At 70.2% G+C, this 24,979-nt stretch carries 28 protein-coding genes and 1 pseudogene; 11 read left to right on the top strand and 18 right to left on the bottom strand.

Annotation, left to right across the window (positions count from 1 at the left end):
- Nucleotides 1-27: 27 nt before the first annotated feature.
- The 5 genes from ABGB14_RS43845 to clpS all read right to left on the bottom strand — a co-directional run bounded on the left by ABGB14_RS43845 (nucleotide 28) and on the right by clpS (nucleotide 2,706).
- On the bottom strand, nucleotides 28-975 hold the full coding sequence (locus ABGB14_RS43845) for a cysteine synthase (RefSeq protein ID WP_347649810.1): 948 nt from the start codon (nucleotides 973-975) through the stop codon (nucleotides 28-30).
- Nucleotide 976: 1 nt separating this feature from the next.
- Nucleotides 977-1,249, bottom strand: coding sequence for a MoaD/ThiS family protein (locus tag ABGB14_RS43840; protein ID WP_347621821.1), 273 nt, complete (start codon nucleotides 1,247-1,249; stop codon nucleotides 977-979).
- A 216-nt stretch (nucleotides 1,250-1,465) separates the two neighbouring features.
- Nucleotides 1,466-1,867, bottom strand: a complete 402-nt coding sequence (locus ABGB14_RS43835; protein ID WP_132594099.1) for a M67 family metallopeptidase — start codon at nucleotides 1,865-1,867, stop codon at nucleotides 1,466-1,468.
- Nucleotides 1,868-1,877: 10 nt separating this feature from the next.
- Nucleotides 1,878-2,402, bottom strand: a complete 525-nt coding sequence (locus ABGB14_RS43830) for a DUF2017 domain-containing protein (protein ID WP_347649809.1) — start codon at nucleotides 2,400-2,402, stop codon at nucleotides 1,878-1,880.
- A 10-nt stretch (nucleotides 2,403-2,412) separates the two neighbouring features.
- A complete protein-coding gene (clpS, locus tag ABGB14_RS43825) occupies nucleotides 2,413-2,706 on the bottom strand; it encodes an ATP-dependent Clp protease adapter ClpS (protein WP_132330654.1) in 294 nt (97 codons plus the stop codon).
- A 46-nt stretch (nucleotides 2,707-2,752) separates the two neighbouring features.
- Here clpS and ABGB14_RS43820 point away from each other — a divergent pair, with 46 nt between their 5' ends.
- Both ABGB14_RS43820 and ABGB14_RS43815 read left to right on the top strand, forming a co-directional pair.
- The gene (locus ABGB14_RS43820) at nucleotides 2,753-4,036 is read left to right on the top strand and encodes a nicotinate phosphoribosyltransferase (RefSeq protein WP_347649808.1); all 1,284 of its coding nucleotides are present in this window, start codon (nucleotides 2,753-2,755) and stop codon (nucleotides 4,034-4,036) included.
- 15 nt (nucleotides 4,037-4,051) lie between these two features.
- On the top strand, nucleotides 4,052-4,621 hold the full coding sequence (locus tag ABGB14_RS43815) for an isochorismatase family protein (RefSeq protein ID WP_347649807.1): 570 nt from the start codon (nucleotides 4,052-4,054) through the stop codon (nucleotides 4,619-4,621).
- A gap of 10 nt (nucleotides 4,622-4,631) precedes the next feature.
- On the opposite strand, the gene ABGB14_RS43810 is transcribed toward ABGB14_RS43815, so the two are convergent.
- From ABGB14_RS43810 to ABGB14_RS43795, 4 genes are all read right to left on the bottom strand, one after another.
- Nucleotides 4,632-5,054, bottom strand: a complete 423-nt coding sequence (locus tag ABGB14_RS43810; protein WP_347649806.1) for a PIN domain-containing protein — start codon at nucleotides 5,052-5,054, stop codon at nucleotides 4,632-4,634.
- Nucleotides 5,054-5,299, bottom strand: coding sequence for a CopG family transcriptional regulator (locus ABGB14_RS43805; RefSeq protein WP_347649805.1), 246 nt, complete (start codon nucleotides 5,297-5,299; stop codon nucleotides 5,054-5,056). The genes ABGB14_RS43810 and ABGB14_RS43805 overlap by 1 nt, the downstream gene beginning before the upstream one ends.
- A gap of 144 nt (nucleotides 5,300-5,443) precedes the next feature.
- Complete coding sequence (locus ABGB14_RS43800) at nucleotides 5,444-5,815, bottom strand: STAS domain-containing protein (RefSeq protein ID WP_347649804.1); 372 nt, start codon at nucleotides 5,813-5,815, stop codon at nucleotides 5,444-5,446.
- Between the two features lie 185 nt (nucleotides 5,816-6,000).
- Nucleotides 6,001-6,225, bottom strand: coding sequence for a hypothetical protein (locus ABGB14_RS43795; RefSeq protein WP_347649803.1), 225 nt, complete (start codon nucleotides 6,223-6,225; stop codon nucleotides 6,001-6,003).
- Between the two features lie 388 nt (nucleotides 6,226-6,613).
- Here ABGB14_RS43795 and ABGB14_RS43790 point away from each other — a divergent pair, with 388 nt between their 5' ends.
- The 3 genes from ABGB14_RS43790 (at nucleotide 6,614) to ABGB14_RS43780 (ending at nucleotide 9,442) form a co-directional block, all read left to right on the top strand.
- A complete protein-coding gene (locus tag ABGB14_RS43790; protein ID WP_347649802.1) occupies nucleotides 6,614-7,711 on the top strand; it encodes a helix-turn-helix domain-containing protein in 1,098 nt (365 codons plus the stop codon).
- A complete protein-coding gene (locus ABGB14_RS43785) occupies nucleotides 7,701-8,846 on the top strand; it encodes a hypothetical protein (RefSeq protein ID WP_347649801.1) in 1,146 nt (381 codons plus the stop codon). The genes ABGB14_RS43790 and ABGB14_RS43785 overlap by 11 nt, the downstream gene beginning before the upstream one ends.
- A gap of 92 nt (nucleotides 8,847-8,938) precedes the next feature.
- Nucleotides 8,939-9,442: a GNAT family N-acetyltransferase gene (locus ABGB14_RS43780; protein WP_347649800.1), complete on the top strand. Its 504-nt coding sequence runs from the start codon at nucleotides 8,939-8,941 to the stop codon at nucleotides 9,440-9,442.
- 70 nt (nucleotides 9,443-9,512) lie between these two features.
- Here ABGB14_RS43780 and ABGB14_RS43775 read toward each other — a convergent pair whose 3' ends face one another.
- The 6 genes from ABGB14_RS43775 to ABGB14_RS43750 form a co-directional block, all read right to left on the bottom strand.
- A complete protein-coding gene (locus ABGB14_RS43775; protein ID WP_347649799.1) occupies nucleotides 9,513-11,264 on the bottom strand; it encodes a DEAD/DEAH box helicase in 1,752 nt (583 codons plus the stop codon).
- A gap of 134 nt (nucleotides 11,265-11,398) precedes the next feature.
- Complete coding sequence (locus ABGB14_RS43770; protein ID WP_347649798.1) at nucleotides 11,399-12,568, bottom strand: hypothetical protein; 1,170 nt, start codon at nucleotides 12,566-12,568, stop codon at nucleotides 11,399-11,401.
- An 83-nt stretch (nucleotides 12,569-12,651) separates the two neighbouring features.
- Entirely contained in the window at nucleotides 12,652-14,037 is a 1,386-nt protein-coding gene (locus ABGB14_RS43765) for an MFS transporter (protein WP_347649797.1), read from the bottom strand.
- Nucleotides 14,038-14,065: 28 nt separating this feature from the next.
- Complete coding sequence (locus ABGB14_RS43760) at nucleotides 14,066-14,938, bottom strand: zinc metalloprotease (protein ID WP_347649796.1); 873 nt, start codon at nucleotides 14,936-14,938, stop codon at nucleotides 14,066-14,068.
- A 76-nt stretch (nucleotides 14,939-15,014) separates the two neighbouring features.
- A complete protein-coding gene (locus tag ABGB14_RS43755) occupies nucleotides 15,015-15,275 on the bottom strand; it encodes a DUF3039 domain-containing protein (RefSeq protein WP_132509798.1) in 261 nt (86 codons plus the stop codon).
- Nucleotides 15,276-15,394: 119 nt separating this feature from the next.
- Nucleotides 15,395-17,002 (bottom strand): DHA2 family efflux MFS transporter permease subunit, encoded by a 1,608-nt coding sequence (locus tag ABGB14_RS43750; RefSeq protein WP_347649795.1) that lies wholly within the window; start codon nucleotides 17,000-17,002, stop codon nucleotides 15,395-15,397.
- A 157-nt stretch (nucleotides 17,003-17,159) separates the two neighbouring features.
- On the opposite strand from ABGB14_RS43750, the gene ABGB14_RS43745 reads away from it, so the two are divergent.
- On the top strand, nucleotides 17,160-17,768 hold the full coding sequence (locus ABGB14_RS43745) for a TetR family transcriptional regulator (protein WP_347649794.1): 609 nt from the start codon (nucleotides 17,160-17,162) through the stop codon (nucleotides 17,766-17,768).
- Between the two features lie 22 nt (nucleotides 17,769-17,790).
- Here the strand turns inward: ABGB14_RS43745 and ABGB14_RS43740 are convergent, their stop codons facing one another.
- The gene (locus ABGB14_RS43740; RefSeq protein ID WP_132331907.1) at nucleotides 17,791-18,369 is read right to left on the bottom strand and encodes a YqgE/AlgH family protein; all 579 of its coding nucleotides are present in this window, start codon (nucleotides 18,367-18,369) and stop codon (nucleotides 17,791-17,793) included.
- Nucleotides 18,370-18,481: 112 nt separating this feature from the next.
- Here ABGB14_RS43740 and ABGB14_RS43735 point away from each other — a divergent pair, with 112 nt between their 5' ends.
- Entirely contained in the window at nucleotides 18,482-18,988 is a 507-nt protein-coding gene (locus tag ABGB14_RS43735; RefSeq protein WP_347649793.1) for a hypothetical protein, read from the top strand.
- 16 nt (nucleotides 18,989-19,004) lie between these two features.
- On the opposite strand, the gene ABGB14_RS43730 is transcribed toward ABGB14_RS43735, so the two are convergent.
- Nucleotides 19,005-19,622 carry a TetR/AcrR family transcriptional regulator gene (locus ABGB14_RS43730; protein ID WP_347649792.1) on the bottom strand — a complete coding sequence of 206 codons (618 nt, stop codon included), beginning with the start codon at nucleotides 19,620-19,622 and terminating at the stop codon, nucleotides 19,005-19,007.
- A 500-nt stretch (nucleotides 19,623-20,122) separates the two neighbouring features.
- Here ABGB14_RS43730 and ABGB14_RS43725 point away from each other — a divergent pair, with 500 nt between their 5' ends.
- The 4 genes from ABGB14_RS43725 to ABGB14_RS43710 all read left to right on the top strand — a co-directional run bounded on the left by ABGB14_RS43725 (nucleotide 20,123) and on the right by ABGB14_RS43710 (nucleotide 24,684).
- On the top strand, nucleotides 20,123-20,872 hold the full coding sequence (locus tag ABGB14_RS43725) for an IclR family transcriptional regulator (protein WP_347649791.1): 750 nt from the start codon (nucleotides 20,123-20,125) through the stop codon (nucleotides 20,870-20,872).
- A gap of 80 nt (nucleotides 20,873-20,952) precedes the next feature.
- Nucleotides 20,953-22,446: a glycerol kinase GlpK gene (gene glpK, locus ABGB14_RS43720; RefSeq protein ID WP_347649790.1), complete on the top strand. Its 1,494-nt coding sequence runs from the start codon at nucleotides 20,953-20,955 to the stop codon at nucleotides 22,444-22,446.
- A complete protein-coding gene (locus ABGB14_RS43715; protein WP_347649789.1) occupies nucleotides 22,443-23,993 on the top strand; it encodes a glycerol-3-phosphate dehydrogenase/oxidase in 1,551 nt (516 codons plus the stop codon). Before glpK ends, ABGB14_RS43715 begins: the two co-directional genes overlap by 4 nt.
- Nucleotides 23,994-24,147: 154 nt before the next feature.
- A complete protein-coding gene (locus ABGB14_RS43710) occupies nucleotides 24,148-24,684 on the top strand; it encodes a hypothetical protein (protein ID WP_347649788.1) in 537 nt (178 codons plus the stop codon).
- A gap of 122 nt (nucleotides 24,685-24,806) precedes the next feature.
- Here the strand turns inward: ABGB14_RS43710 and ABGB14_RS43705 are convergent.
- Nucleotides 24,807-24,979 (bottom strand): annotated as a pseudogene (locus ABGB14_RS43705) (NAD-dependent malic enzyme); the annotation flags it as partial.

The raw sequence follows: 24,979 nt of genomic DNA, 5'->3' as shown, positions 1-24,979 counted from the left end.
GGCTGTGCCGTCACAGCCCACCGGCGCTCAGGCCCAGAGCTGGCCCTCGAGGCGGTCCTCCGCCTCCTCGAGCGTGCCTTCGTACGCGCCCGTGGACAGGTATTTCCAGCCGCCGTCGGCCACCACGAAGACGATGTCGGCGCGCTCGCCCGCCTTGACCGCCTTCCTGGCCACGCCCAGCGCCGCGTGCAGCGCCGCACCGGTCGAGACCCCGGCGAAGATGCCTTCGGAGGCCAGCAGCTCGCGGGTGCGCCGCAGCGCGTCGGCCGAGCCGACCGAGAAGCGCGTGGTCAGCACGGACTCGTCGTAGAGCTCGGGGATGAAGCCCTCGTCCACGTTGCGCAGCCCGTAGACCAGCTCGCCGTAACGCGGCTCGGCGGCGACGATCTGCACGTCGGGCACCTGCTCGCGCAGGAACCGCCCGACCCCCATCAGCGTGCCCGTCGTGCCGAGCCCGGCCACGAAGTGCGTGACGGTGGGCAGGTCCGCCAGGATCTCCGGGCCCGTGGACTCGTAGTGGGAGCGCCAGTTGGCGGGGTTGCCGTACTGGTAGAGCATCACCCACGACGGGTTCTTCGCGGCGAGTTCCTTGGCCACGCGCACGGCCTCGTTGGAGCCGCCCGCGGCGGGTGAGGAGATGATCTCGGCGCCCCACATGCGCAGCAGCTGGCGGCGCTCCTCCGAGGTGTTCTCCGGCATCACGCAGATCAGGTTGTAGCCCTTGAGCTTGGCCGACATGGCCAGCGAGATGCCGGTGTTGCCGCTGGTGGGCTCGAGAATCGTGCAGCCGGGCGTGAGCCGCCCGTCCTTCTCGGCCTCCTGGATCATCCAGAGCGCCGGACGGTCCTTGATCGACCCGGTCGGATTGCGGTCTTCGAGCTTGGCCCAGATCCGCACGTCGGAGGCGGGTGACAACCTGGGCAGCCCCACCAGAGGCGTGCGGCCGACCGAGTCGATCAACGAGTCGAAACGCATGTCACCCACCGGCGACGGCGGGAAGCACGGTCACCGTGTCGCCGTCGGACAGCGGCGTGCCCAGGCCGCCCAGGAAACGTACGTCCTCGTCGTTGAGGTAGACGTTGACGAAACGGCGCAGCGCGCCCTGGTCGACCAGGCGGTCCTTGATGCCGGGGTGGCGCGACTCGAGATTGCTGATCAGCTCGTCGAGCGTGGCGCCCTCGGCGTCGACGGCCTTGGCGCCGTCGGTGTAGTTGCGCAGGATGGTCGGAATGCGAACCTCGATGGCCATCGCGGTCAGTCTCCTCAGGTCAGTCGTCGTCCCATCGGCAGCAACGCCGACGGCAGGATGCGGATTCCGGGGAAGTTCCACCAGGAGATCGGCTCGCCGGACCGCCGTGCCCGTCAGGGCCGTGACGGCAGCCCGCGCAGCGGATCGCTCACGGACAGTCGTAGACGACGACAGCCGCGGTGTGCGCGAAGAGGAAGCTCTGCACCTGCCGGACCATCATGGGATGAACCTTACCTCTTCCTCGGTGATGACGCCTTCGAGGATGCGGTAGGAGCGGAACTCCACCTCGGTGTCGTCCTTGGTGGAGACCAGGACGTAGTGGGCGTTCGGCTCGGAGGCGTAGGACACGTCGGTGCGCGACGGGTAGGCCTCGGTGGCGGTGTGGGAGTGGTAGATCACGACGGGCTCCTCGTCGCGCTCGTCCATCTCCTTCCAGACCCTGAACTGCTCCATCGAGTCGAAGCGGTAGAAGGTCGGCGAACGCTCGGCGTTCTCCATCGGGATGAACCGCTCGGGCACGCCGCCCCGGCCCGCGATGACACCACACGCCTCGTCGGGATGATCGGCGCGAGCATGCGCGACGATCTTGTCCGCGAGTTCCTGCGAGATCGACAGCATGCCCCGGAAGTTACCAGAGGGCCCGGACCAGGCTGTCCTGCAGGTAGGTCAGCCAGTCGTAGGTGACGTAGGCCGGGTAGCGGGGGTCGTCTTCCGACATCATCGCGATCTCGTCGTGCACCTCCTCGGTCACGTCGAGCTTGACGCCGAGCGTCAGGCGCACGTCGTTGAGCGAGCGCAACCACGCCTGGGCCTGCTCGGCCGTGAGCTCGGCGTGGCCGGGCTCGGCGGTGTCGAAGACGGTCTGCGCGTCCGCCCGCTTGCCGTCGCGCAGCGTCGCCTCGGTGTAGCGGCGGAACTCGGCGGAGTCCTTCTCGTCCTCGTACGCCGACGGGAACAACCTGGCCAGCACCGGATCGGACGGCACCGCCGTGTCACCGATGCCGAGCGCCCGCTCCAGCGGGTCGTCGCTCGTCCGCCCCGGAGAGACGATGCCGAGCATCATCGACACGAGCGAGCGCAGCAGCGAGACCTCCGCGGCCTCGAAGACCGCGATCACGCCGCCGTTCCTGCCCGGCTTGAACCCCGAACTCACCCGTGCCGCCTCACTTGACCGAATCCGGCTGGACCGTCGCCCACAGGCCGTAGGAGTGGAGAATCTGCACATCGCGTTCCATCTCTTCACGCGTGCCACTGGACACGACGGCCTTGCCCTTGTGGTGGACGTCCAGCATGAGTTTCTCGGCCTTCTCCCTGGTATAGCCGAAGACCGTTTGGAAGACATAGGTCACGTAGGACATGAGGTTGACCGGGTCGTTCCAGACGATGGTCACCCAAGGCAGATCGGGTCGGACGTCCGATGACGGACGCTCAACGGCGATTGGAGCGGTGCTACCCACATCCCCGAGTCTGCCCTATCTGAGCCGTAGTCTTCGACTCGTGACAATGACCATGAGCACTGCGTTGCTCACAGATCACTATGAGCTGACGATGCTGCAGGCGGCCCTGCGAAGCGGCGCGGCGCACCGGCGCGCCGTCTTCGAGGTGTTCGCGCGACACCTGCCGGGCGGGCGGCGTTACGGGGTTGTCGCCGGGACGGGACGTGTCCTGGACGAGCTTGAACGCTTCCGCTTCGGTGACGAAGAACTCACCTACCTGCGCGAGCACCGGGTCGTCGATGAATCCACCCTGGCGTTTCTCGCCGATTACCGGTTTTCGGGGAACATCTACGGCTATCGCGAGGGCGAACTCTACTTCCCCGCCTCCCCCATCATGATCGTGGAGGGCACCTTCGCCGAGGCCGTGCTCCTCGAGACGATCGCGCTGTCCATCCTCAACCACGACTGCGCCATCGCCTCCGCCGCCTCCCGCATGGTCAACGCCGCGGGCAAGCGCCCCCTCATCGAGATGGGCTCGCGCCGCACGCACGAAAGCGCCGCCGTGGCCTCCGCGCGAGCCGCGTACATCGCCGGGTTCGCCTCGACCTCCAACCTGATGGCCGGCCGCGTTCACGGGGTCCCCACGGCCGGCACGGCGGCGCACGCGTTCACCCTGCTGCACGACTCGGAGCGTGACGCGTTCGAGGCCCAGATCGCCTCACTCGGGCAGGAGACGACGCTGCTGGTGGACACGTACGACGTGGCCGAGGCCGTCCGCACGGCCGTCGAGCTGGCCGGGCCCAAGCTCGGAGCGGTCCGCATCGACTCCGGCGACCTGGCGGCGGCCGCGCAGGAGGTGCGCGAGCAGCTGGACGCGCTCGGGGCGTTCAACACCCGCATCCTTGTCACCTCCGACCTCGACGAGTACGCCATCGCCGCCCTGGCCGCCGCCCCGGTGGACGGCTACGGCGTCGGCACCTCCCTCGTGACCGGGTCGGGCGTGCCCACGGCGGCTCTGGTGTACAAGCTGGTGGCGCGGGAGACGGCAACGGGCAGGCTGGAGGCCGTGGCCAAGCGCTCGGTGGGCAAGCCGTCGCGCGGGGGCCGCAAGGAGGCGTACCGGCTCTTCGACGGGACGGGCCACTGCGACACCGAGCTGATCACGACCGGCGGGCTCGCCCCCGAAGGCGGCATCCCCCTGCTGCACGAGCTGGTACGCGACGGCGAGGTCGTCGGCGGGGAGCCCCTGTCCGCCGCCCGCGATCGTCACGCCAGGGCCATCACCACCCTCCCCCTGGACGCCCTCCACCTCGGCAGGGGCTATGCGGCGATCCCCACCGAATTCGCCTGACGTATCGTGGCCCGTATGGGCAGCGCGCTGATCATCGTCGACGTGCAGAACGACTTCTGCGAGGGCGGCAGCCTGGCCGTCACCGGCGGCTCGCAGGTGGCGGGGGCGATCACCCGTCACGTGGCCGACCACCCCTACGACCATGTGGTGGCCACCCGCGACCACCACATCTCGCCCGGCGACCACTTCTCCGACACCCCCGACTACGCCTCCACCTGGCCCGCCCACTGCGTCGCCGGCACGCCCGGCGCCGACTTCCACCAGGCCCTCGACCTGTCGGAAGTGGACGAGGTGTTCAGCAAGGGCGCCTACGACGCGGCGTACAGCGGGTTCGAGGGCACCTCACGCGACGGGGTGCCGCTGAAGGAGTGGCTCCAGGAACGCGGGGTGCGCGAGGTCGACGTGGCGGGCATCGCCACCGACCACTGCGTGCGCGCCACCGCCCTCGACGCGCTCCGCCACGGGCTGGAGGTGCGGGTGCTGCTCGACCTCACGGCGGGCGTGGCACCGGCGACCACGGAGGCGGCGCTGGCGGAGCTGAAGGCCGCCGGCGCCACCCTGCGCGGGACGCCCGTACTGGGCTGACCTGGGCCGGTCAGTTGGCGTCGGCGGGGAGCACCGTGAAGGCGTCGCCCCAGAGCGGCTTCATCGCCCGGAAGTGCCGCTGATCTAGCGTCAGCACCCTGGTTGTGGCATGCCGTCCGGCCACGAGCGCGACCGAGGCGTCCGTCAGTCCGATGGACATGCCTCGATAGCGTTCGACGATGTGCACCGCCCGCCTGACGTCAGCGGCCGTCATGGAGACCATCTCGTAGCTCCCGTCACTGACGTCGTGCAGGAACTGGAGCTCCCTGCGCTCTCCGGCGAGCTTGAGGAGCATGTAGTCCACTTCGGCGAGCACGTAGGGCGAAAGCAGCAGCGGCCCCGGATCGGACAGCAGCACCTGGCGTGCCTCCTCGTGGTGCGGTTGCTCGGGACCGATCGCGGCGAGCAGGCCGCTCGTGTCGAGGACCAGCATCAGTCGAGCCCGTCCTTCCCGAACCCCTCGGCCAGGATCTCGTCGACGCGTTCCGCCGTGAGGTTCTCCCCGCTCAGCGGGAACAGCGGGAGTTTGGGACGGGGTCGTTCGCCGACGATCTCCTCGGCGAGAGCGCGTGTGACCGCCTCGCGAATGTAGTCCCCTTCGGACATCTCGTGCGCGCGGGCCGCCTCGGCGACCCGGCTCAGGACGTCCTCGGGCAGGTACAGGCTCACTTCAGGCACCTCTCCACGGTAACCCGGCACCCCTGCGGCACCGGCGATCACGAAGAGTACTCACATGGCGACGCTACGGTCATGTGTAGGTCAACGCCCGCCGGAGGCAACCTCATACGGCGAGGGAGAGATCTTCACCCGCGCGACAGATTTTCAGACCCGGGTCAGCCGCAGGGCGTCGTCGGTGTGGTCGAAGACCTCGAAGGCGTGCCGGAGACCGGTGATCGACAACACCCGCTCCATCACCCCCTGCACCCCTCCGAGCAGCAGCCTGGTCTCCCTGGCCTCGCAGCGCTGCAGGACCTCGACGAGCTCGTTCATGCCCATCGAGTCGCAGAACCAGACCGCGCTCAGATCCATGACCAGGAACGGCTTCGGGGGCAGCTCCCACACGCGCTGCAGGTGCTCTCTCAGCACCGGCAGCCCGTTGACGTCGAGCTCGCCTTCGAGTCTGATGATGACGGCGTTGCGAGAGAGGCCGGAAGTGACGATCAGCGTCGACCTGCCGGTGGCCTCAGACGACATGGGCGGAGCCCTTCTGCATATCCCAAGACAGCCAATCGTGGTTGTTGCCGCTTGAGTCGAGCTTCTAACAGGAGGTCACTGCTCTGTGTCCAAACACACAGAGTCACTCAGCGTGACCGCGCCCGCGGCGGCGCGGTCGGCACGCGCGCAGCGCAGGGGGCGGTGCGCCGCGCGCGGTGACCGCCTCAGGTCGCTCCGAAGGTGATCAGGTAGGCGAGGGCGAGGACGGAGAGGACCACGAGCAGGGCGCTCGTGCCGCTGACCACCATGATCAGGCGCGTACGCTTGAGCAGCCCGCGGATCGCGGCCAGCGTCAGCGTGATCATGGTTGCCAGCATGAAGAGGGACATGGTCCGGGAGTCGGATGACATGGGCGTGGCCACCGAGAGGTGGAGGACTAGTGTGGTCATGAAGGTTTCCCTGGTGCGGAGACGCGCTCTGACAAGAAATCCGGGATCGCGGGCCACCCTTCGCTGTCGTCTCAGGGGTGCCTGCGCTCGTTTTCCGCGCGGGATGCCGCTCTGGCCTGGTACGGCTCATGGGACTCGGGTCGCGATACCACCTCCACCTCTATTCAGTAAACTTCAGCTTTCATTAACTGAATCTCTATGTGCAGAGATTTACCCACTCTCAACCCACACATTCCCCCTTGGCAGCCACGGAGCTGTGGCTAGACTGGTGCTTCCTGTGCGATCCGTTCGCGCACGTAGCCCGGTTGTGCTGCCCTAGCTGCGACTTCTTCACCGACTTCGCCACTGGGGCTTATATTCACTGAAGTTCACTTGAATGAGGCTTGGCATGAGCGGTGACGAACCCGCGCGGACCGCGCTGGCGCGCCGGCTGCGTGAGCTCCGCGACAGCCGATGGCCCGGGCTGCGGGTCACCCAGGCACAGTTGCGCGACGCGTTCGGGGTCAGCGTTCCACTGATCTCGTCGTGGGAGTCGACCCACCTGATCAAGATCCCGCCCGTGCACCGCCTCGAGAAGTACGCCGCGTTCTTCGCCACCCGGCGATCGCTGGCCAACGGGCACGCCCGCGTGCTCCCCCTGTCGGACATGACGGCCGAGGAGCTGGCGGAGCACCGCGCCCTGCTCGACGAGCTCACCCGGCTGCGCAAGAACGCGCTGCGCTTCCAGGGGGCCGAGAGCTCCGACCCGGAGCCGGACGCCCTCCATGACGGACCGTGGCACTTCGCCGACGGCGAACCGATCACGATCATCTGCTCGCAGATCCCCCACGACGAGCGGGAGAAGATCACCTACGCGGACCCGTCGAGCCCCGACTACATCGAGCTCTACAAATACTCCGATCTTGACTCCCTGTTCGAGCTGTGGGGCCATGTCAGAGCCGCCAACCCGCACAGCCTCGTGACGCTGCGCGCGACGGAGGACCTTCGCGCCGACGACCTCACCACCCACGTGGTGCTCCTCGGCGGCGTCGACTACAACGAGGTCACCGCGTACATGCTCTCGCGGATCGAGCTCCCGGTGCGGCAGGTGCCCGACTGGGAGGGCGAGAGGGGGCCGTACTTCGAGGTCGACGAGGGCGGCGAAACGCACAGGCACTACACCGTCACCAGCGGCTCAGGCGATGGCGTGCGGCTCACAGAGGATGTCGGCTTCTTCTACCGCGGCGTCAACCCGGACAACACCAGCCACACCTTGACCATCTGCAACGGCATGCACTCGCGAGGCGTCTACGGCGTGGTGCGCGCGCTCACGGACGCGCGCTTTCGCGACCGGAACACCGCCTACCTGCGTGACCGGTTCCGCGACGCGGAGGCGTACAGCCTCCTCACGAGGGTCAGGGTGCAGGGCCGCGTCGCCGTCACACCCGACTGGACGGTCGCCTCGTACCGGCTACACGAATGGCCGGGTCCCCTCCATGGAGCATGAGAGAGCACAAGCCGGCACGGAGCATCATCACGGCTCCCACAGGCACCTGGTCGACCTGTACCACGAGCACGCGGGGTCCGGGACCGTCGACGCGATCGTCGTACCGACGATCCGGCATCCCAGCTGGCTCGGCCACGCGATCCGCCTGGCCGTCGCACTGGACTGCCCGCTGGTGACCCTGCACAGCCGCAGGTGGAGCCGCCCGGACGAGGCGGCGGCGCTCCTGCTGCCGACCGGCGTGGACCACATCGTGATCGACGTCGACGACACGGCCCGGCTCAACCTGCCGGACTTCGCGACCTCCGCGCTGGTGAAGGGCACGCCGTTTCACCGCGCGACCGATCTCAGCGCCAAACGCAACACCGGGCTGCTCCTCTCCCGCCTGATGGGCTGGCAGCGCGTCGTCTTCCTGGACGACGACATCGTGGTCGGAGGGCACAAGGAGGTCGCGGCGGCGGCGGCCCTGCTCGACGACTATGACGCCGTGGGCATGCACATCGGCGGTTACCCGGACAACTCCGTGGTGTGCCACGCGCATCGGCTCACCGGCGGCGACCAGGACTCGTTCGTGGGCGGCGGCGCCCTCGCCGTCGAGACCACCCGCAGGCCGTCGTTCTTCCCGAACATCTACAACGAGGACTGGTTCTACCTGCTGGGCGAGACGTCGCTGCGCCGGCTCGCGGTGACGGGCATGGTGACCCAGCGCCCGTACAACCCGTTCGACCGGCCCGTCCGCGCCCGTGACCAGGAGCTCGGCGACGTGCTGGCGGAGGGCGTCTACTGGCTCCTCGACGGCGACGGGGCCAGCTGGGAGGCCGCGACCCGGCCGGCGCACTGGACGAGTTTCCTGGCCAGGCGCAGGGCGTTCGTCGAGGACGTGCTGCGCCGCGTCAGGCTGCGGCCCGGCTCCACCGACCGCACCGCCATGGAGGAGTCGCTGCTGGCCGCGCTCGGCCGGCTCAAGCTGATCACCCCGGACTTCTGCGTCTCCTACCTGCGGGCATGGAAGGCGGACCGCCATCGCTGGGCCGGCCACCTGGCCGGGATCCCGCAGCTCGAATCAGACGTGGCGGACGCCATGAAGTGGGTGGTCCGGCCGGGGGCCAAGCCGCTGCGCTGGTGGGCGTCCCGGTAAACGCCTGTTGATTCAGGGGAGCGGCATCCGGGAATCTGTGGTCCGTGGGGGCCTCCGAAATTCGCAAAGCCATCCATACTGACCTTCCTGCCATGGTCCGGTCCCTCGGCCAGGAGGCCTATTTCGCCGACCGGCTGGGCAGGCAGGACACCGGCCACGGACTCCTGCTCGTCGCCTGGGACGGCCAGGAGGCGGTGGGCGACGTGTACGTCTGGCTGGCCCCGGCGGAGGAGCCCGAGTTACGCACCCATCTACCGGGCGTGGCCCTGCTCACCCACCTGGAGGTCGTGCCCTGGCGGCGCAAGCAGGGCATCGGGACGGAGCTGCTGTGGGCGGCCGAGGACCGGCTCTCCGCCCTGGGCCACGACCGGATCGCCCTGGGCGTGGGGCTGGACAACGGGGACGCGCAGCGGCTCTACCTGCGTCTCGGATACGCCGAATGGCCGTACGGGCAGGTCGCCACGACAGAGGTCGTCTACCACCCGGACGGCCGGCGCGAGCTCCGGCCTGAGCGGTGCCGCATCATGGTCAGGCGCCTCGCCGCGTCGGACGAGCCGCCCGCCAGAGGTGGCGGGCGAAGCCCTCCCGTCAGGTGAAGACACCATCTCCACCACGACGGGAGCCGTCCCATCGGGCCGGCACGTCACCGGTCTCTGGCAGGTGCGCCTAGCGCCGCTGGGTGGCCCAGCGGCGGATGGTGGCGATGCGCTCCTGGATCTGCTCGGCGGTCGCCTGGGCGATCGGCGGGCCGCCGCAGGCGCGGCGCAGCTCGGAGTGGATGACCCCGTGCGGCTGGCCCGTGCGGTGGTTCCATGCGCCGACCAGGCCGTTGAGCTCGCGCCGCAGCTCGGCGATCTGCTCGTGCGGCGCCAGCGTCTGCCGCGGCTCGTCGGCCGGCTGCTTGCGCTTGGCGGCCTGCTGGTCGGACTGGCGCTTGCGCAGGAGCGTGGCCACCTGGTCGGGCTCGAGCAGGCCGGGCAGGCCGATGAAGTCTTCTTCCTCGGCCGAGCCGAGCTCGGCCCCCGTGCCGAACTCGCCCCCGTCGAACAACACCCGGTCGAACGTGGCCGACGTCTGCATCGTCTCGAACGGCAGCTCGTCGCCCAGGACGTCGGGGTTGTCCTTCTCGCGGTTGGCCTGTTCGAGGAGGGTGTCGTCGAGGCCGTCCTCCGGCGGCCGCTTGTTGAGGACGTGGTCGCGCTCGACCTCCATCTCGTTGGCCAGGCCCATGAGCGTGGGCACCGAGGGGAGGAAGACGGACGCGGTCTCGCCGCGCTTGCGGGCGCGGACGAACCGGCCCACGGCCTGCGCGAAGAAGAGCGGGGTCGAGGTCGAGGTGGCGTAGACGCCCACGCACAGGCGAGGGATGTCGACGCCCTCGGACACCATGCGCACGGCCACCAGCCAGCGGTCCTGGGACGCGGCGAACTGCTTGATCTTCTTCGACGCGCCGGGGTCGTCGGAGAGGACCACGGTGGCGCCCTCGCCGCTGATGTTGCGCAGGTGGCGGGCGTAGGCGCGGGCGGTCTCGTGATCGGTGGCGATGACCAGGCCGCCGGCGTCGGGGACGCCCCTGCGCACCTCGGTGAGACGGCGGTCGGCGGCCTGCATGACCTGGCGGATCCAGTCGCCCTTCGGATCGAGCGCGGCCCGCCACGCCTGGGAGAGCTGGTCCTTGGTGAGCGGGGTGCCCAGGGTCGCGGCGATCTCGTCGCCGGCCCGCGTGCGCCACTTCATCTCGCCGGAGTAGGCCAGGAAGATGACCGGGCGCACGACCCCGTCGTCGAGGGCGGGGCCGTAGCCGTAGGAGTAGTCGGCGACGCTGCGCTTGAGGCCCTCAGCGTCCTCCTCGTAGGCGACGAACGGGATGGGGTTGTCGTCGGACCTGAACGGGGTGCCGGTGAGCTGGAGCCGCCGTGCGGCGGGCTCGAACGCCTCGCGCACGCCGTCGCCCCATGACTTGGCGTCGCCCGCGTGGTGGATCTCGTCGAAGATCACCAGGGTCTTGCGCGCCTCGGTGCGCGCCCTGTGCAGCGCCGGGTGCATGGCGACCTGCGCGTAGGTCACCGCCACCCCGGTGTAGTCGCGCGACGTGGCGCCCTGGCTGTTCTTGAACTCGGGGTCGATGTTGATGCCCACCCGCCCGGCCGCGTCGGCCCACTGGCGCTTGAGGTGCTCGGTGGGCGTCACGACGGTGACCGCTCTGATCACCCCGTTGGCGAGCAGTTCGCTGGCGATGCGCAGGGCGTAGGTCGTCTTGCCCGCGCCCGGGGTCGCCACGGTGAGGAAGTCGCGCGGGTCTCGCCTGAAGTAGAGGTCGAACGCCTCCTGCTGCCACGCGCGCAGCTTGGGGGCGGTGCCCCATGCGGCTCGGTCGGGATAGGAAGGCGAAAGGTGGGACGCGGCGAAGGTGCTCACCGCATCACCTCTGGGGTTGGTGTGCTTCGCTTTCTCACAGTGACCCTAGAGTAATCGGGCCCACCGACAAGACGTGCCGTGAGCCGAGGATTCTGGCCAAGGTGATCCTCACGTGTTAGGGGGCGGGCGGGCTCTCATCCCGGCCGCAGGCTCGTCATGACCGTGTCGAGTTCCTGCCTGCGCTCGGTGCCGGCGGGCTGGAGCAGCCCGACGAGCAGGACGGCCCTGGCGCCGCGAGTGAGGAGCATCACTCGCAGGAAGGCCGGCCGGTTGACCACGTCCCGATATTCCGCCCGCAGTGCCCGGGTGTGGCCACCCGGAACCTGCCTGTCCTCGACGACGGTCACGCGGTCCCCTTTGAGCAGGAGCCTGGAGTAGAGCGCCGCCGCCTCCTTGGCGGCCTTCCCCGCGTCCTTCACCGACGGCATCGGTCTGGCCATGACGAGTGCTCCGGCGTCGTCCCTGATGACCGAGGTGAACCCGGTCACGGGCGGCACCGGCCCCTCGCGCCACCCCTGCGGCAGCGCCGCCGACACCCCCGCCCGCGAGTCGCTCAGCCGGCCCGTCTCCGCCGGCGGGGCGGTGAACCGCAGCACCACGACGGCCACCACCACGATCAGCCCCGCCCCGGCAGGCAACGCCACCAGCGCTCCCGCCCACCGGCGCCACCTCCTGCCGCCCACCCGCCCGCGCGCGCCGGGATCGGCCGGAGAGCCGTAGAGGCGGGCCGACGGCGGCAGGGGCTCGCCGGCCGGCGACGTGCCGCTCCCACGGCCGCGTCCGCCGCCGAACCCGTTGTCCTGCCCGTTGTCCGCGCCGTTCCGAAGGCCGGGGTACGTGGCCCGGCGGATCCGCGGGTTCCACGGCTCCTCGTCCTCCGGGTCAGGGCCGAGGTCCAGCGGATGGGACCGTTCCCGCCGTCTCCGCGACGGCCCGTCATCACGCTCTGGGAGGTCCCCCCAGCCCGTCTCGTACGGGACCTCGGGAGAAGCCCCCCAGCCGGTGTCGCCAGGCTCGGACGCAGACCCCCAGCCCGCCTCCTGAGCAGGATCGGGCACGGACCTCTCGTTCCGCTCCGGCGCGGGATCCGCGGGCGCGGGAGAGCGCCTGGCATCGGCGGCGGTGTCCCTGACGCTCGCGAAGGGGTTCTTGCCCCGCCGCGGCCTCCCGTCGCGGTGCGCGCCCCACACGGGCTTGCCGTCCTCAGGAGAGGTGCGGCCCTCGGGAGGGGTGCCGTCCTCGGGAGGGGTACGGCGGTGCCGGGCGCCCGTCTGCGGGGGCCAGACACGGCGATCACCCTCCATGACACCTCCTTGTCCCGCTGTCCTATCACTCCTCGCGACGAGGATCAGGCGATCCGTTGTCGTTGTGACAGGAGAGGCGGAATTCAGCGGGTGCGGCCGGCGAGCACGGTGCCGCTCAGCGCGATGGTGGCCATGAGGATCGAGATGACGACGAACCCGGTGGCGATCTCGGAGGAGGAGTGCCCGATCAGGTTGACCAGCGCGCCGCCGACGCCGATGGACAGCGCCGAGCCCAGCATGTCCGTCACCGACAGCGACGCCGAGTTGGCTCCCTGCTCGTTGACCGGCGACTGCTTCAGCGCCGTGATGCTGACCGTGGTCATGCCGAACCCCATCCCGAAGCCGGCGATGATCCACGCGGGCACGGCGATCCATCCGCTCACCCCGGGCAGGACGGCCAGCAGGCAGAGCAGGACCGCGACGGCGATGCATCCCATGCCCAGCCGGATCCGCAGGTGCGCCTGCCCTTCTTTCCTGCTCTGCAGGTAGGAGCCGGCGGACCAGCCGAGCGCCCCGGTGGTCAGCGCGACGCCCGCGCTCGACAGGTCGAAGCCCTTCACCTCCTGCAACACCAGCGGGATGAAGGAGTTGACGCCGAAGAAGGCGGCCGAGAAGAAGCCGCGCATCATCACCGTGGTGGGCAGCCCGCGCCCGAACCGCAGCGCCCGTGGAGGCAGCAGCCGGAACAGCCCGTACGACAGGGACGCCAGCCCCGCCACCGTCTCCAGGGCCCCCGTGACGGGATGCAGGTGCAGCCGGTCGACGCCGTGCAGCAGCACCCCCGCGCCGGCGGCCGCGGCGGTGGCGGCCAGCGTCATGGCCACCGGCCTCGACCTCGGCCCGCCCGACGGAGCCTCGCCCGGCGATGAGGGCTGCCGCAGCGCCGGGACGAGCATCACCAGCGCGGGCACCACCAGCGGGATGATCCCGAAGAAGACGAAGCGCCAGCCCCAGTTCTCCGCCACGAATCCGGCCACGGCCGGGCCCACCATGGCGGGCACCACCCAGGCCGCGGAGAGGGCCGCGAACGCCTTGGGCCGCGACTCCACCGGATAGACCCGGGCGATCATCACGTACAGCGCCACGATGGTGGTTCCCGCCCCCAGCCCCTGCACGGCCCGCGCCACGAGGAACATCACCGCCGACGTCGCGACCCCGGCCAGTGCCATCCCGATGACGAACAGCACCACTCCCGTCACGAACGGGACGGGGTAGCCGCGTCGGTCGGACCAGAGGCCGGCCACCACGTTGGCGAACAGGCTGGCGATCAGGAAGGCCGAGAAGCTGATCCCGTAGAGGTTGAGCGCGTCGAGCTCCTCGGCGATGGCGGGCATGGCGACGCCGACCGACATGCCTTCGAAAGCGACCAGCGTGACCACGAGGAGGATGCCGAGGGTCGCGGTACGGTAGCGCGAACCGAAGATTCGCGGCGGCTGGTATGGAGTGTCGAGTGCCTTCGGTGCTGTCACCAGCACATCGTAGTCAGCGCCGCATCGCTCACGGCGTCGCCTGCCGGTACGCCGCCCACATCTCGTGCATCCGCTTGGCCTGTCCTTGGGTGAACTCCGACATGCACCGGTCGTGGGCGTAGTCCATGAAGTTGTGCACGGGGTCAAGGCCCGCCTTCGCGCAGGAGTCGGCGCGCTCGGGGCAGCCCTTCGTCGGTTTGGCCTGGGCGGGGGTGTCGTCGATGCCGTCGCCGGGCTCCTTGCAGCCGTTCTCGAAGGTGTGGAACAGCCCGAGCCAGTGGCCGATCTCGTGGACGCCGGTGAAGCCGCGGTTGTAGTTGGTCATCGCGCCCCCGGGCAGTCCGCGCCAGTCGATGACCACGCCGTCGAGCACCGGCGCGTCGGTGTACCAGTAGGGGTAGCTGGCGAAGCCCAGCATGTGCTCGCTGAGCTGGGCGATGTAGAGGTTGAGCGTGCCGGGGCCGCCCTGGTGCAGCGCGCTCTTCATGGCCCGCTCGTGACCGACGGGGTCGCCGAACCAGGCGGCGTTCTGCCGGACCGTGATGGCGTCGAGCCGGAACTGCACGCCGGTGTCCACGCCGCCGAAGCGGCCGGCGTACGCGGAGTTGAGCACGTTGATCTGCGCTTCGACCGCCTCGTCGGAGACCTGGCGGTCAGGCCGCGCGATGACGTGCACCACGGTGGGCACGGTGATCTGAGTCGGCGGCGTGACGCCAGCCAGGCGCCGGGCGAGCTCGGACCGGACCTTGGCCACGTCTCCCGGCTGGGGCGAGCGCGGCCAGGGCTCCTCCGGCGCATGACGGCTGCAACGGGCCGCGTAGGCGGCGCCGGCCTGCACCGCCGGGGCGAACCATACCGCCAGCAGGCATGCCAACGAGGCGGCCGTCGCACGCCGAGCCATAGATCCTCCACCACGGAATGAGCCGATATGGCTACAGACCGTAGCTGTTTGGCGGAGGATTACCGCTCAGCAACACTCACTGCTTGTCGTCGCCCTCGCCGTCACCAGAGGGAAGGCCCTCGTAGATCTCTTTGCACTCCGGGCAAACGGGGTATTTCTTGGGGTCACGGCTGGGCACCCAGATTTTGCCGCACAGGGCGCGGATGGGCGTGCCCGTCACCATGCTCTCGGTGATCTTGTGCTTGTCCGCGTAGTGGGCGAAGCGCTCGTGATCGCCGTCGCCGTGCGAGGTCCGCGGCGTGGTCTCCTGCTCTGGGAGGATCTTCGTGCTGCTCACCCCACCGAGTTTATGCCCGCTCGCGACCGCGTCCTCCACCCGGCGGTACGGCCCCCGCCGCGAAGGCGAGGGCCGCCCGGTCAGCCCGCCCGGTCAGCCCGCCCGGTCAGCCCACATGGTCAGCCCACATGGACCTGCACGCCCTCGGCCTTGCGCCCGGCCTTGACGAACAGCGTCAGCAGGGCGGTCAGCACGGCGATGCCGGTGCTCACCAGGAAGGCGAGGTGCATGCCGTCCATGAAGGAGTGGTGCACGGCGTCGACGATCGGCTGCGGCACCCCGGGAGGCGCCGCGCCGAAGGCGGCCGCCTTCTCCAGCCCGATCATCTGCGCGGGCGGGATCGTCTGCGCGGCGGGGCCGAGGTAGCCGGGCAGCGTGCCGGAGATCTCGGCGGCCATGACGGCGCCCAGGATCGCGGTGCCCAGCGCGCCGCCGACCTGCATGGCCGACTGCTGGACGCCACCCGCGACACCGCTCAGCTCAAGCGGCGCGTTGCCCACGATGATCTCCGTGGCGCCCACGAAGACCGGCGACATGCCGAAGGCCAGCAGCACGAACGGGATGGCGCTCGCGAGGAACGACGCGTCGATGCTGAGCTGGGACATGAGGAACATGGCGAACGCGGTGATCAGCAGACCGGCCGCCATCGTGATCTTCGGCCCCAGCCTGCCGATCGCCATGCCCGCCAGCGGCGAGGCGACGATCATGCCGGCGCTCATCGGCAACATGCGCAGGCCGGCCTCCAGCGGGGTCAGGCCGTGCACGCCCTGGAAGAAGAAGCCCAGGAAGAACATCGCGCCGAACATCGCGAACGCCACCATCATCATCAGCACGGTGCCGATGGAGATCGAGACGTTCCTGAACAGCGACAGCGGGACCAGCGGCTGCCTGCCGATCTTCTGCGCCCTGTTCTGCCAGAGGATGAACGCGGCGATCAGCACCGCGAACGCGCCCAGGAAGGTCAGCGTCGTGCTGTCGCCCCAGCCCCAGTCGGGGGCCTTGATGATCGTCCACACCAGCGAGAACATCGCGCCCGACAGCAGCAGCACGCCTAGCCAGTCGATCCGCGCCATCGTCTGCGCGCGGTTGTCCTTGATCAGGAAGACGCCCATGACGAGGGCGATGATCCCGACCGGCGCGTTGATGAAGAAGACCGACTCCCAGCTCACGTTCTCGACCAGCACACCGCCCACGATCGGCCCTGCGGCGCTGGACAGGCCGATGATGCCGCCCCAGGCTCCCATCGCCTGGTTGAGCTTCTCCCCCGGGAACGCTCCACGCAGCAGCGCCAGGGCGGCGGGCTGGAGCAGCGCGCCGAAAAGACCCTGCAGCACACGCAGGCCGATGAGCGCGCCGACGGGCGAGAGGCCGGGAATGACGCCGGCCAGTTCGGCGCTGAGACCGATGCCCACGGACGTGATCGCAAAGCCGGCAACACCGATGAGAAAGACGCGCTTGTGCCCGAACAGGTCGCCGAGCTTGCCCGCGGTGATCAGGAACACCGCCAGCGCCAGCAGATAGCCGCTGGTCACCCACTGCAGGTCCGACAGCGTCGCCTTCAGGTCGGCCTGGATGACCGGGTTGGCGATGCCCACCACCGTGCCGTCGAGCATCACCATGATGACGCCCAGGCTGACCGCCAGCAGCACCAGCCACGGATTGCCGCCGGCCCCCGTCCGGTCCGGGCCGGGCGACGACGGCGCGTTGACCGCCTTCGCTTGAGCCATGACTCCCCCTCAAATGACATATAGCCCCAGATCAGGGCATAGATATCGCAAGCCTCACTAATTTATGGCAGCCGACGACTTCAGACAACCGACTCTCACATGACGGCGTATGACTTATGGCACACTATGACAGAAAGGTTTCGAGGGAGTGACCGCTGTGGGTCTGCGTGAACGCAAGAAGGAGAAGACGCGCCTGGCGATCCTCGACGCGGCGCTCGACCTGTTCCTCGAACAAGGATACGAGTCGACCACCGTCGAGCAGATCGCGGGGGCCGTCGAGATCTCCCCCCGCACCTTCTTCCGCTACTTCACCAGCAAGGACCACCTGGTGCTGTGGTTCCACGACCACGGCGAGCAGCTCATGGTGGAGACCCTGCGCTCCCGCCCGCAGGACGAGCCGCCGTTCACGGCGCTCATGCACGCGGTGCGAGCGGTGATGAGCGACATGGAAGGCTCAACGGAGGACGAGCACCAGAGGTTCCTCAAACTCCGCCGGATCCTCGACGAGAATCCGCAGCTGATCGGCCAGTCGGTGGCCAGGAGCGCCGGCACGGAGCGCCGCCTCGCGGAGCTGGTCGCCGGGCGCAGGGGTGTGGACGCCGACACCGACCAGCTCTCCCACCTGATCGTCGCGTTCGCCATGTCGGCGATGCGCGTCGGCTTCGAGTGCCCGCGCCGCGACGGCTCGGTGCCGGAGATCACCGGCCGCATGGCAGAGACGATCGAGCTGGCCGAGCGCTCGCTGCGGCCGGGGTGGGACCTCTGAGGCGCGGGGCTCGCCGAAGGGCTCAGTTCATCGTCGGATCGTCCGGGCAGGTCGCCACGAAAGCCAGCTCGCCGTGCTGGCGCCGCAGCACGTGCCGCCAGAGCGAGCCCGGATCGGCGTGGAAGGTGTCGCCGACCTCGGAGTCGACGACATACCAGGCGCCCTCGGCGATCTCGCTCTCCAGCTGGCCCGACGTCCACCCCGCGTACCCCGCGAAGATGCGCATCTGCGCGATCTCCCCCTGCAGGATCTCGGGCGGCGCGTCAAGGTCGACCGTCCCCAGCCTTGACACGGCCGGGGTGCCGGCGTGCAGCCTGCGCCAGCCGAGCGGCTCCTCACCGCTCGGGACCGCCGCCAGCGCGAGCGCGCTGTCGGTCTGCACCGGCCCGCCCTCGAAGAGCACCGGAGGCCCCGTGACCAGCGGATCCCACACGGGCAGCACCTGCGTCACCGAGATGTCGCTCGGCCTGTTGAGCACCACGCCCAGAGTGCCCCCGTCGTGGTCGTGTTCGAGGATCAGCACGACGCTACGCCGGAAGTTGGGGTCATCGAGGAGCGGCGTCGCCACCAACAACCCGCCGACGTAGATCGCTTCCGCCATACATCCATCATGGCGTGTATCCGGGGGCGTCCGCTCCCCTCGTGAGTCGATGTTACTTTTCGTGTCCCCTTGGGCACCTTACGTAGCAAAGATCACACTCCGGGGGGAGCACATGCGTATCGGTACTCGTGTCGTCCTGGCCACGCTGCCCATGACCGTGGCACTGCTCCTCCCTGCCACCGCCTGGGCCTGGCCGCGGCTGGATCCGGGAGACCCGTTCACCATGACGGTCGACGACGTGGCCTGCCGCTCCGGCCGGGCGACCGTCACGCTCCGCAACGTGACCCGCCAGCTGGCAAGGTACGACCTGCGGGCCGACGGCAGGACGGTGGCGAGCGGCTCGATCCCGGCGCGCAAGACGGTCGTCAAGCAGGTCCGGGTGGGGAAGGGCAGCCGCGCCGAGATCGAGGCGTACTCGGTCGCCGAGCACAACCCCGACACGCTGATCGACTCGACCGACGTGGAGAACGACTGCCCCTGGGGCCACCACCTCGACCGCCTCCCCTTCACAGGTCCGCCCGTGGACCTCATGGCCAAGCTGGCCACGGCGGGCGGACTGGTGGTCATGGGAGGCATTCTGTGGTGGTACGGCTGGATCTGGCCGCGCTCGGCCCCGTGAGCCCGGACGGCGCCCGCTAAGAGTCGGCAACGAACGCGCCGGCCCGCGCGGCGGCCAGCCCGCGCGACACCGAGCGCTCGGCGTCCCGCCGCGTCACCGGCTCCCTCGTGACCACCAGGCGGTAGTAGAGCGGGGCCGAGATCGCCCTGACCAGCTCACCGCCGTCGGTCCCCTCGGGCAGCTCTCCCCGCTTGACGGCCAGGTCAACGACGGTGGCCCACTCGTCGATGCGGCGGGTGAAGAAGGCCCGCAGCGCGTCGGCGGCCTCCTCGTCGCAGGTCCCGGCCGCGATCACCGCCTGCAGCGTGGCGCCGAGCCGCCCGTCGGTGACCGCCTCCCAGACGGACACGGCGTTGGCCAGCAGGTCACGCTCGACGTCGCCCGTGTCGGCGTGCGGCGACGACTGGTTGGCCAGCTCTTTCATGAGATCGGTCACCAGGCCGGGGGTGCTCCCCCAGCGCCGGTAGACCGTGGTCTTGCCGACGCCGGCCCTGGCCGCCACCTGATCCATGGTCAGGCCGTGGAAGCCGTGCTCGACCAGGATGTCCTGGGTGGCCTCGAGTACGGCTGCGCGTACCCTCGCGGTGCGGCCCCCCGGCCGCACGGTTCCCGCCAGACGGGAAGGTTGTTCCATCTAAACTCCTCACCGCATACCGGCATGCCCGGCTAACGGGACTCTCATCCCGTTAATGGCGCATGTTCTTACGACCCCGGCCTTTTACGGCCCGCGGCGGACCAGGTGGCCCTGCTCATCGACAGGGCCGCCGGTCTGGTCAGGCGGCGCGGGCATCTCCTTGTGGGCATGGCGTGCTCGGGCTCTCCTCATTCACGGGAGGGCTGGCGACCTCGCCGGGGTTGTGCTCGTGGCAGGTGACCCGGGGACTCGCCTCCGCCATCGCACGCCCGCCGGGCTCTCCCTGCTGACCATGTCGTTGCTGAGGGGGCATTCCGGGGTCGGGCGCGGGGCTGAACGGGGCGTTGTGGTCTGCCGGGTTCACCGCTGGCGCCATTCTAGGCCGACTCCGGCTGCCGCGCTGCTGGTGGGCGGGCACCTTTTCACGAACCGCGCGCCCGTCGACCGCCGCACGACCACCGTTCGGCAATATCGAACTCCTCTGCACTAAGGTGCGAGGTGTGGGAGAGACGATTCAATCGGTCGAGCGGGCGGCCGCGATCCTGCGGTTGCTCGCCTCGGGCCCGCGCCAGCTCGGCGTGGCCGAGCTGGCCAAGGCGCTGGGCCTGCCCAAGGGGACGCTGCACGGCATCCTGCGCACGCTGGTCCGCGTGGGGTTCGTCGAGCAGGACCGGACGACGGGGAAGTACCGGCTCGGCGCCACGCTGCTCCACCTCGGCAGCAGCTACCTCGACGTCAACGAGCTGCGCACCCGCTCGATCAACTGGGCCGACGCCCTGGCGGGGCGCAGCAGGGAGAGCGCCTGGATCGGCACCCTGCACGAGGGGCACGTCCTGGTGATCCACCACGTGTTCAGGCCGGACGACAGCATGCAGACCCTCCAGGTCGGCACCTACCTGCCGACGCACGCCAGCGCCCTCGGCAAGGTCCTGCTCGCCCACGACCCCTACGGCGAGGCGCCGGCCGCGCCGCTGCGGGCGTACACGAGGGCCACGCTCACCGATCCCAAGGCGCTGGAGGCCGAGCTCGACCAGGTCAGGACCCGCGGCTGGGCGGCCGAGACGGAGGAGCTGACGGAGGGCGAGGTGGCCATCGCCGCGCCCATCAAGGACGCGCGCGGCATCGTGGTCGGCGCCATCGGCATCCGGGGCGCCGTCGAACGGCTGGCCCCGGACGGAGCCCTGCACATGGAGTACGTCTCGTACGTACGCGACGCCGCCCGCGCGATCACGCGCGCCCTCGCCCGCTGACTTGTCCACCCCCATGACGACCGCCTAACATTTCTCACGTCGTTCGACATTGTCGAACCCTGATCCAAGCGAGGAAGCTCGTGCCTCGACCGCACTACGTCGCAGCCATCGACCAGGGCACCACGTCCAGCCGGTGCATCGTCTTCGACGAGGCCGGCAACATCATCTCCGTCGCCCAGCGCGAACACCGCCAGATCTTCCCCAGGCCCGGCTGGGTGGAGCACGACGCGGACGAGATCTGGCAGGCCGTGCGCGGCCTGCTCGGAGAGGCCGTGAGCGGCGCCGGCATCGAGGACGCCCAGATCGCCGCGCTCGGCATCACCAACCAGCGCGAGACCACCGTGTTGTGGGACCGCGAGACCGGCCGGCCCGTCCGCAACGCGATCGTCTGGCAGGACACCCGCACCGACGCGCTGACCCGATCCCTGGCCGAGCACGAGAGCCTGTTCAAGGAGCGGGCCGGGCTGCCGCTGGCCACCTACTTCTCCGGGCCGAAGATCCGCTGGCTGCTCGACGAGACCCCCGGCCTGCGGGAGCGGGCAGAGCGCGGCGAGGTGCTGTTCGGCACGATGGACAGCTGGTTGTTGTGGAACCTCACGGGCCGCCACATCACCGACGTGACCAACGCCAGCCGTACGATGCTGATGAACATCCACACGCTGGGCTGGGACGACGAGCTGCTGGCCGCGATGGGCGTGCCGCGTGCGATGTTGCCGGAGATCCGCCCGTCCGCCGAGGTCTACGGCCGCACGGCGGGCGGCGTCCCGGTCGCCTCCGCGCTCGGCGACCAGCAGGCCGCGCTGTTCGGGCAGACGTGCTTCGCCCCCGGCGAGACCAAGAGCACCTACGGCTCCGGCAGCTTCCTGCTGATGAACACCGGTCACGAGCCGGTCGTCTCCAAGCACGGCCTGCTGACCACCGTCGGCTACCAGATCGGCTCGGGCCCGGCCACGTACGCGCTCGAAGGCGCCATCGCCGTCACCGGCTCCCTGGTGCAGTGGCTGCGCGACAACCTGGGCCTGATCTCCAGCGCGGCCGAGATCGAGACACTGGCGAGGACGGTCGACGACAACGGCGGCTGCTACTTCGTGCCGGCGTTCTCCGGGCTGTTCGCGCCCCACTGGCGCTCCGACGCGCGCGGGGTGATCGCGGGACTGACCGGGTTCGTCAACAAGGGCCACCTCGCGCGGGCCGTGCTGGAGGCCACGGCGTGGCAGACCCGCGAGGTGGTCGACGCGATGAACGCCGACTCGGGGCTCGACCTGACCACGCTGCGCGCCGACGGCGGCATGACCGCCGACAACCTGCTCATGCAGACGCTCGCCGACGTGCTGGCGGTGCCGGTCATCCGGCCGATGGTGGCCGAGACCACCGCGCTGGGCGCCGCCTACGCGGCGGGACTGGCCACCGGCTACTGGCCCGACGTCGACAGCCTGCGGGCCAACTGGCACAAGGCCGCCGAGTGGCGTCCCGCGATCGACGAAACCGTACGCGAGCGCGAATACCGCAACTGGAAGAAGGCCGTGGCGCGCACCCTCGGCTGGGTGGAGCAGGAGGAGGGGAGCAGAGCATGACACTCACGATCGGCACCGACCGCGCGGAGACCAGGCACGAGCTGGCCGGCACCGCATACGACCTGCTCGTGATCGGCGGCGGCATCCTCGGCACGTCGGTGACCTGGATGGCCGCGCAGGCGGGACTGCGGGTGGCGATGGTCGACGCGGGCGACTTCGCCGGCGCCACCTCCAGTGCCTCCTCCAAGCTCGTCCACGGCGGCCTGCGCTACCTGCAGACCGGCAACGTGCGGCTGGTCGCGGAGAACCACCGCGAGCGGCGCGCCCTGGCCGCCGACATCGCACCCCACCTGGTCAAGCCGCTGACGTTCGTGGTGCCGATCTACAAGGGCGGCCCGCACGGCGCCGCCAAGCTCGGCGCGGGAGTGTTCCTCTACTCCGCGCTGTCGGTGTTCGGCGACGGCATGGGCCGGGTGATCACGCCGCAGCAGGCCATGGCCAGGGTGCCCGCCCTGCGCTCCGACGGCCTGCGGGCCGCCGCCGTCTACGGCGACCACCAGATGAACGACAGCCGGGTCGCGGTCATGACCGTGCGGGCCGCGGTGGACGCGGGCGCGGTCGTGCTCAACCACGCCGAGGTCGTCGGGCTGCGCCAGACGGGCGGCACCGTGACGGGCGCCGACCTGCGCGACCGGCTCGACGGGACCGAGTTCGGCGTGTCGGCCAGGCTCGTGCTGAACGCCACCGGGCCGTGGGTCGACCACCTGCGCCGCATGGAAGACCCCTCAGCGGCGCCCAGCATCCGGCTGTCCAAGGGCGCTCACCTGGTGCTGCGCAGGCAGGAGCCGTGGAAGGCCGCGCTGACCACGCCCATCGACAAATACCGCGTGTCGTTCGCCATCCCGTGGGAGGACCACCTGCTCCTCGGCACCACGGACGAGGCGTACGAAGGCGACCCGGCCGCGGTGCGGGCCACCGAGGCCGACATCGCGCAGATCCTCGACGAGGCGGGCCACTCCGTACGCGACTCCCAGCTCAGGCGCGAGGACATCACCTACGCCTTCGCCGGGCTCCGGGTGCTGCCCGGCGGCCCCGGGCAGGTCGCGGCGGCCAAGCGGGAGACCGTGGTGACCAGCGGCTCGGGCGGCATGCTCTCCGTCGCCGGCGGCAAGTGGACCACCTACCGGCACATCGGCAGGCACGTGCTCGACACGCTCGCCCGCCTGCCGGGGCAGCCGCTGGGCGACGATCTCGCCGACATCCTGCCGGCCGTGCCGCTGCCGGGGCTGGCCAGCCCCGACGCGGTGGCCATGCGGCTGTGGACCGACCGCGACCCGGGCACGCGCATGGACCCGCTGGTCGCCAGGCACCTGGCCACGCACTACGGGTCGATCGCGTTCGACCTGGCGCGGCTCATCCGCGAGGACCCGGCGCTCGGCGAGCGCATCCACCCCGACGGGCCGGACATCTGGGCCCAGGCGGTCTACGCCCGCGACCGCGAGTGGGCGGCCACGGTGGACGACGTCGTACGCCGCCGCACGACGCTCACGGTGCGCGGCCTCGACACGCCCGACGTGCGCGCCAGGATCGACAAGCTGCTCGGCTGACGGACCTGGTCCGGGTACGCGGGTCGGCGCGGCGGCCCCGGGGTTCGGCACGCGGTTCGGCGTGGCGGGTCCGCGGCGCCGAGTTCGGAGCGCGGCGGGGCGGTGCCGGGGCCCCGGGAGGTGGCCTGGCGACCCGGCTGGGCAGGGGGAGGGCATGCGAACTCCCATCAACGAAGCCCTGCTCAGGCACTTCCGTGACCTGCGCGACGGCACTCATGGGCAGGCTGTCTCCCGGGACGACAAGGAGCAGGTGTTCATCACGGCGGTCGGGCTGCTGGACCCGGTGGCGCGCACCGCCCTGGACGAGCTCAACGCCGACCTGCTCCTCGGCGCCGGGGAGGTGGTCGCCAGCGGCGTCACCCGGTCACGCGAGGGCGGGCTCAACGCGATGTGGTCGCTGACGTGGCAGGAGCAGCGCGCGTGCCACGCCCAGCCGGTCGCGGTGGTCGCCCACTACGGCAGCGACTTCAACCATCCGCACCTGCGGGGCAACACCGTGGGCGACTGGCCGCTGAACGTCTTCGACGAGGCGGACGCCGCGGCGCAGCTCGGCACGTTGCGGGTGATCGCCGCCGGGGACGCCCACAACCTGGTCTTCCAGGAGAGCTATCGTCTGATGCCCGCCCTCACCCGGGAGGAGCCGGGCCAGGAGGGCCTCACGCTGCCCGACGGCACGCGGGAGACCACGTAACCGGCCCACCAGGCGCCGTGACGGCGGGATTCCATGTGCGGGTCAGCGAGCGTCCCCCTGGAGGCCCTCAGCCGCGTGCGGCGGGCGGCGTGACCTTGGCCGTGCCGTAACAGAAAATGATCTTATGCTTCGGTGAAGCCCCGCGCGCGCCCGCCGGCCGACTCGCGGACGGCGGCGGCGACGGCGGTGGACACGTCGGGGTGGAAGACGCTCGGGATGATGTAGTTGGGGCCGAGCTCCTCGGGCGTGACGACGGCGGCGAGCGCGCCGGCGGCGGCCAGCAACATCTCCTCCG

This window comes from Nonomuraea sp. B10E15 (genome assembly GCF_039871615.1).
Classification (GTDB): domain Bacteria; phylum Actinomycetota; class Actinomycetes; order Streptosporangiales; family Streptosporangiaceae; genus Nonomuraea.
Note: the sequence above shows the minus strand (reverse complement) of the source record. Positions and strands in the feature narration are given on the sequence as shown.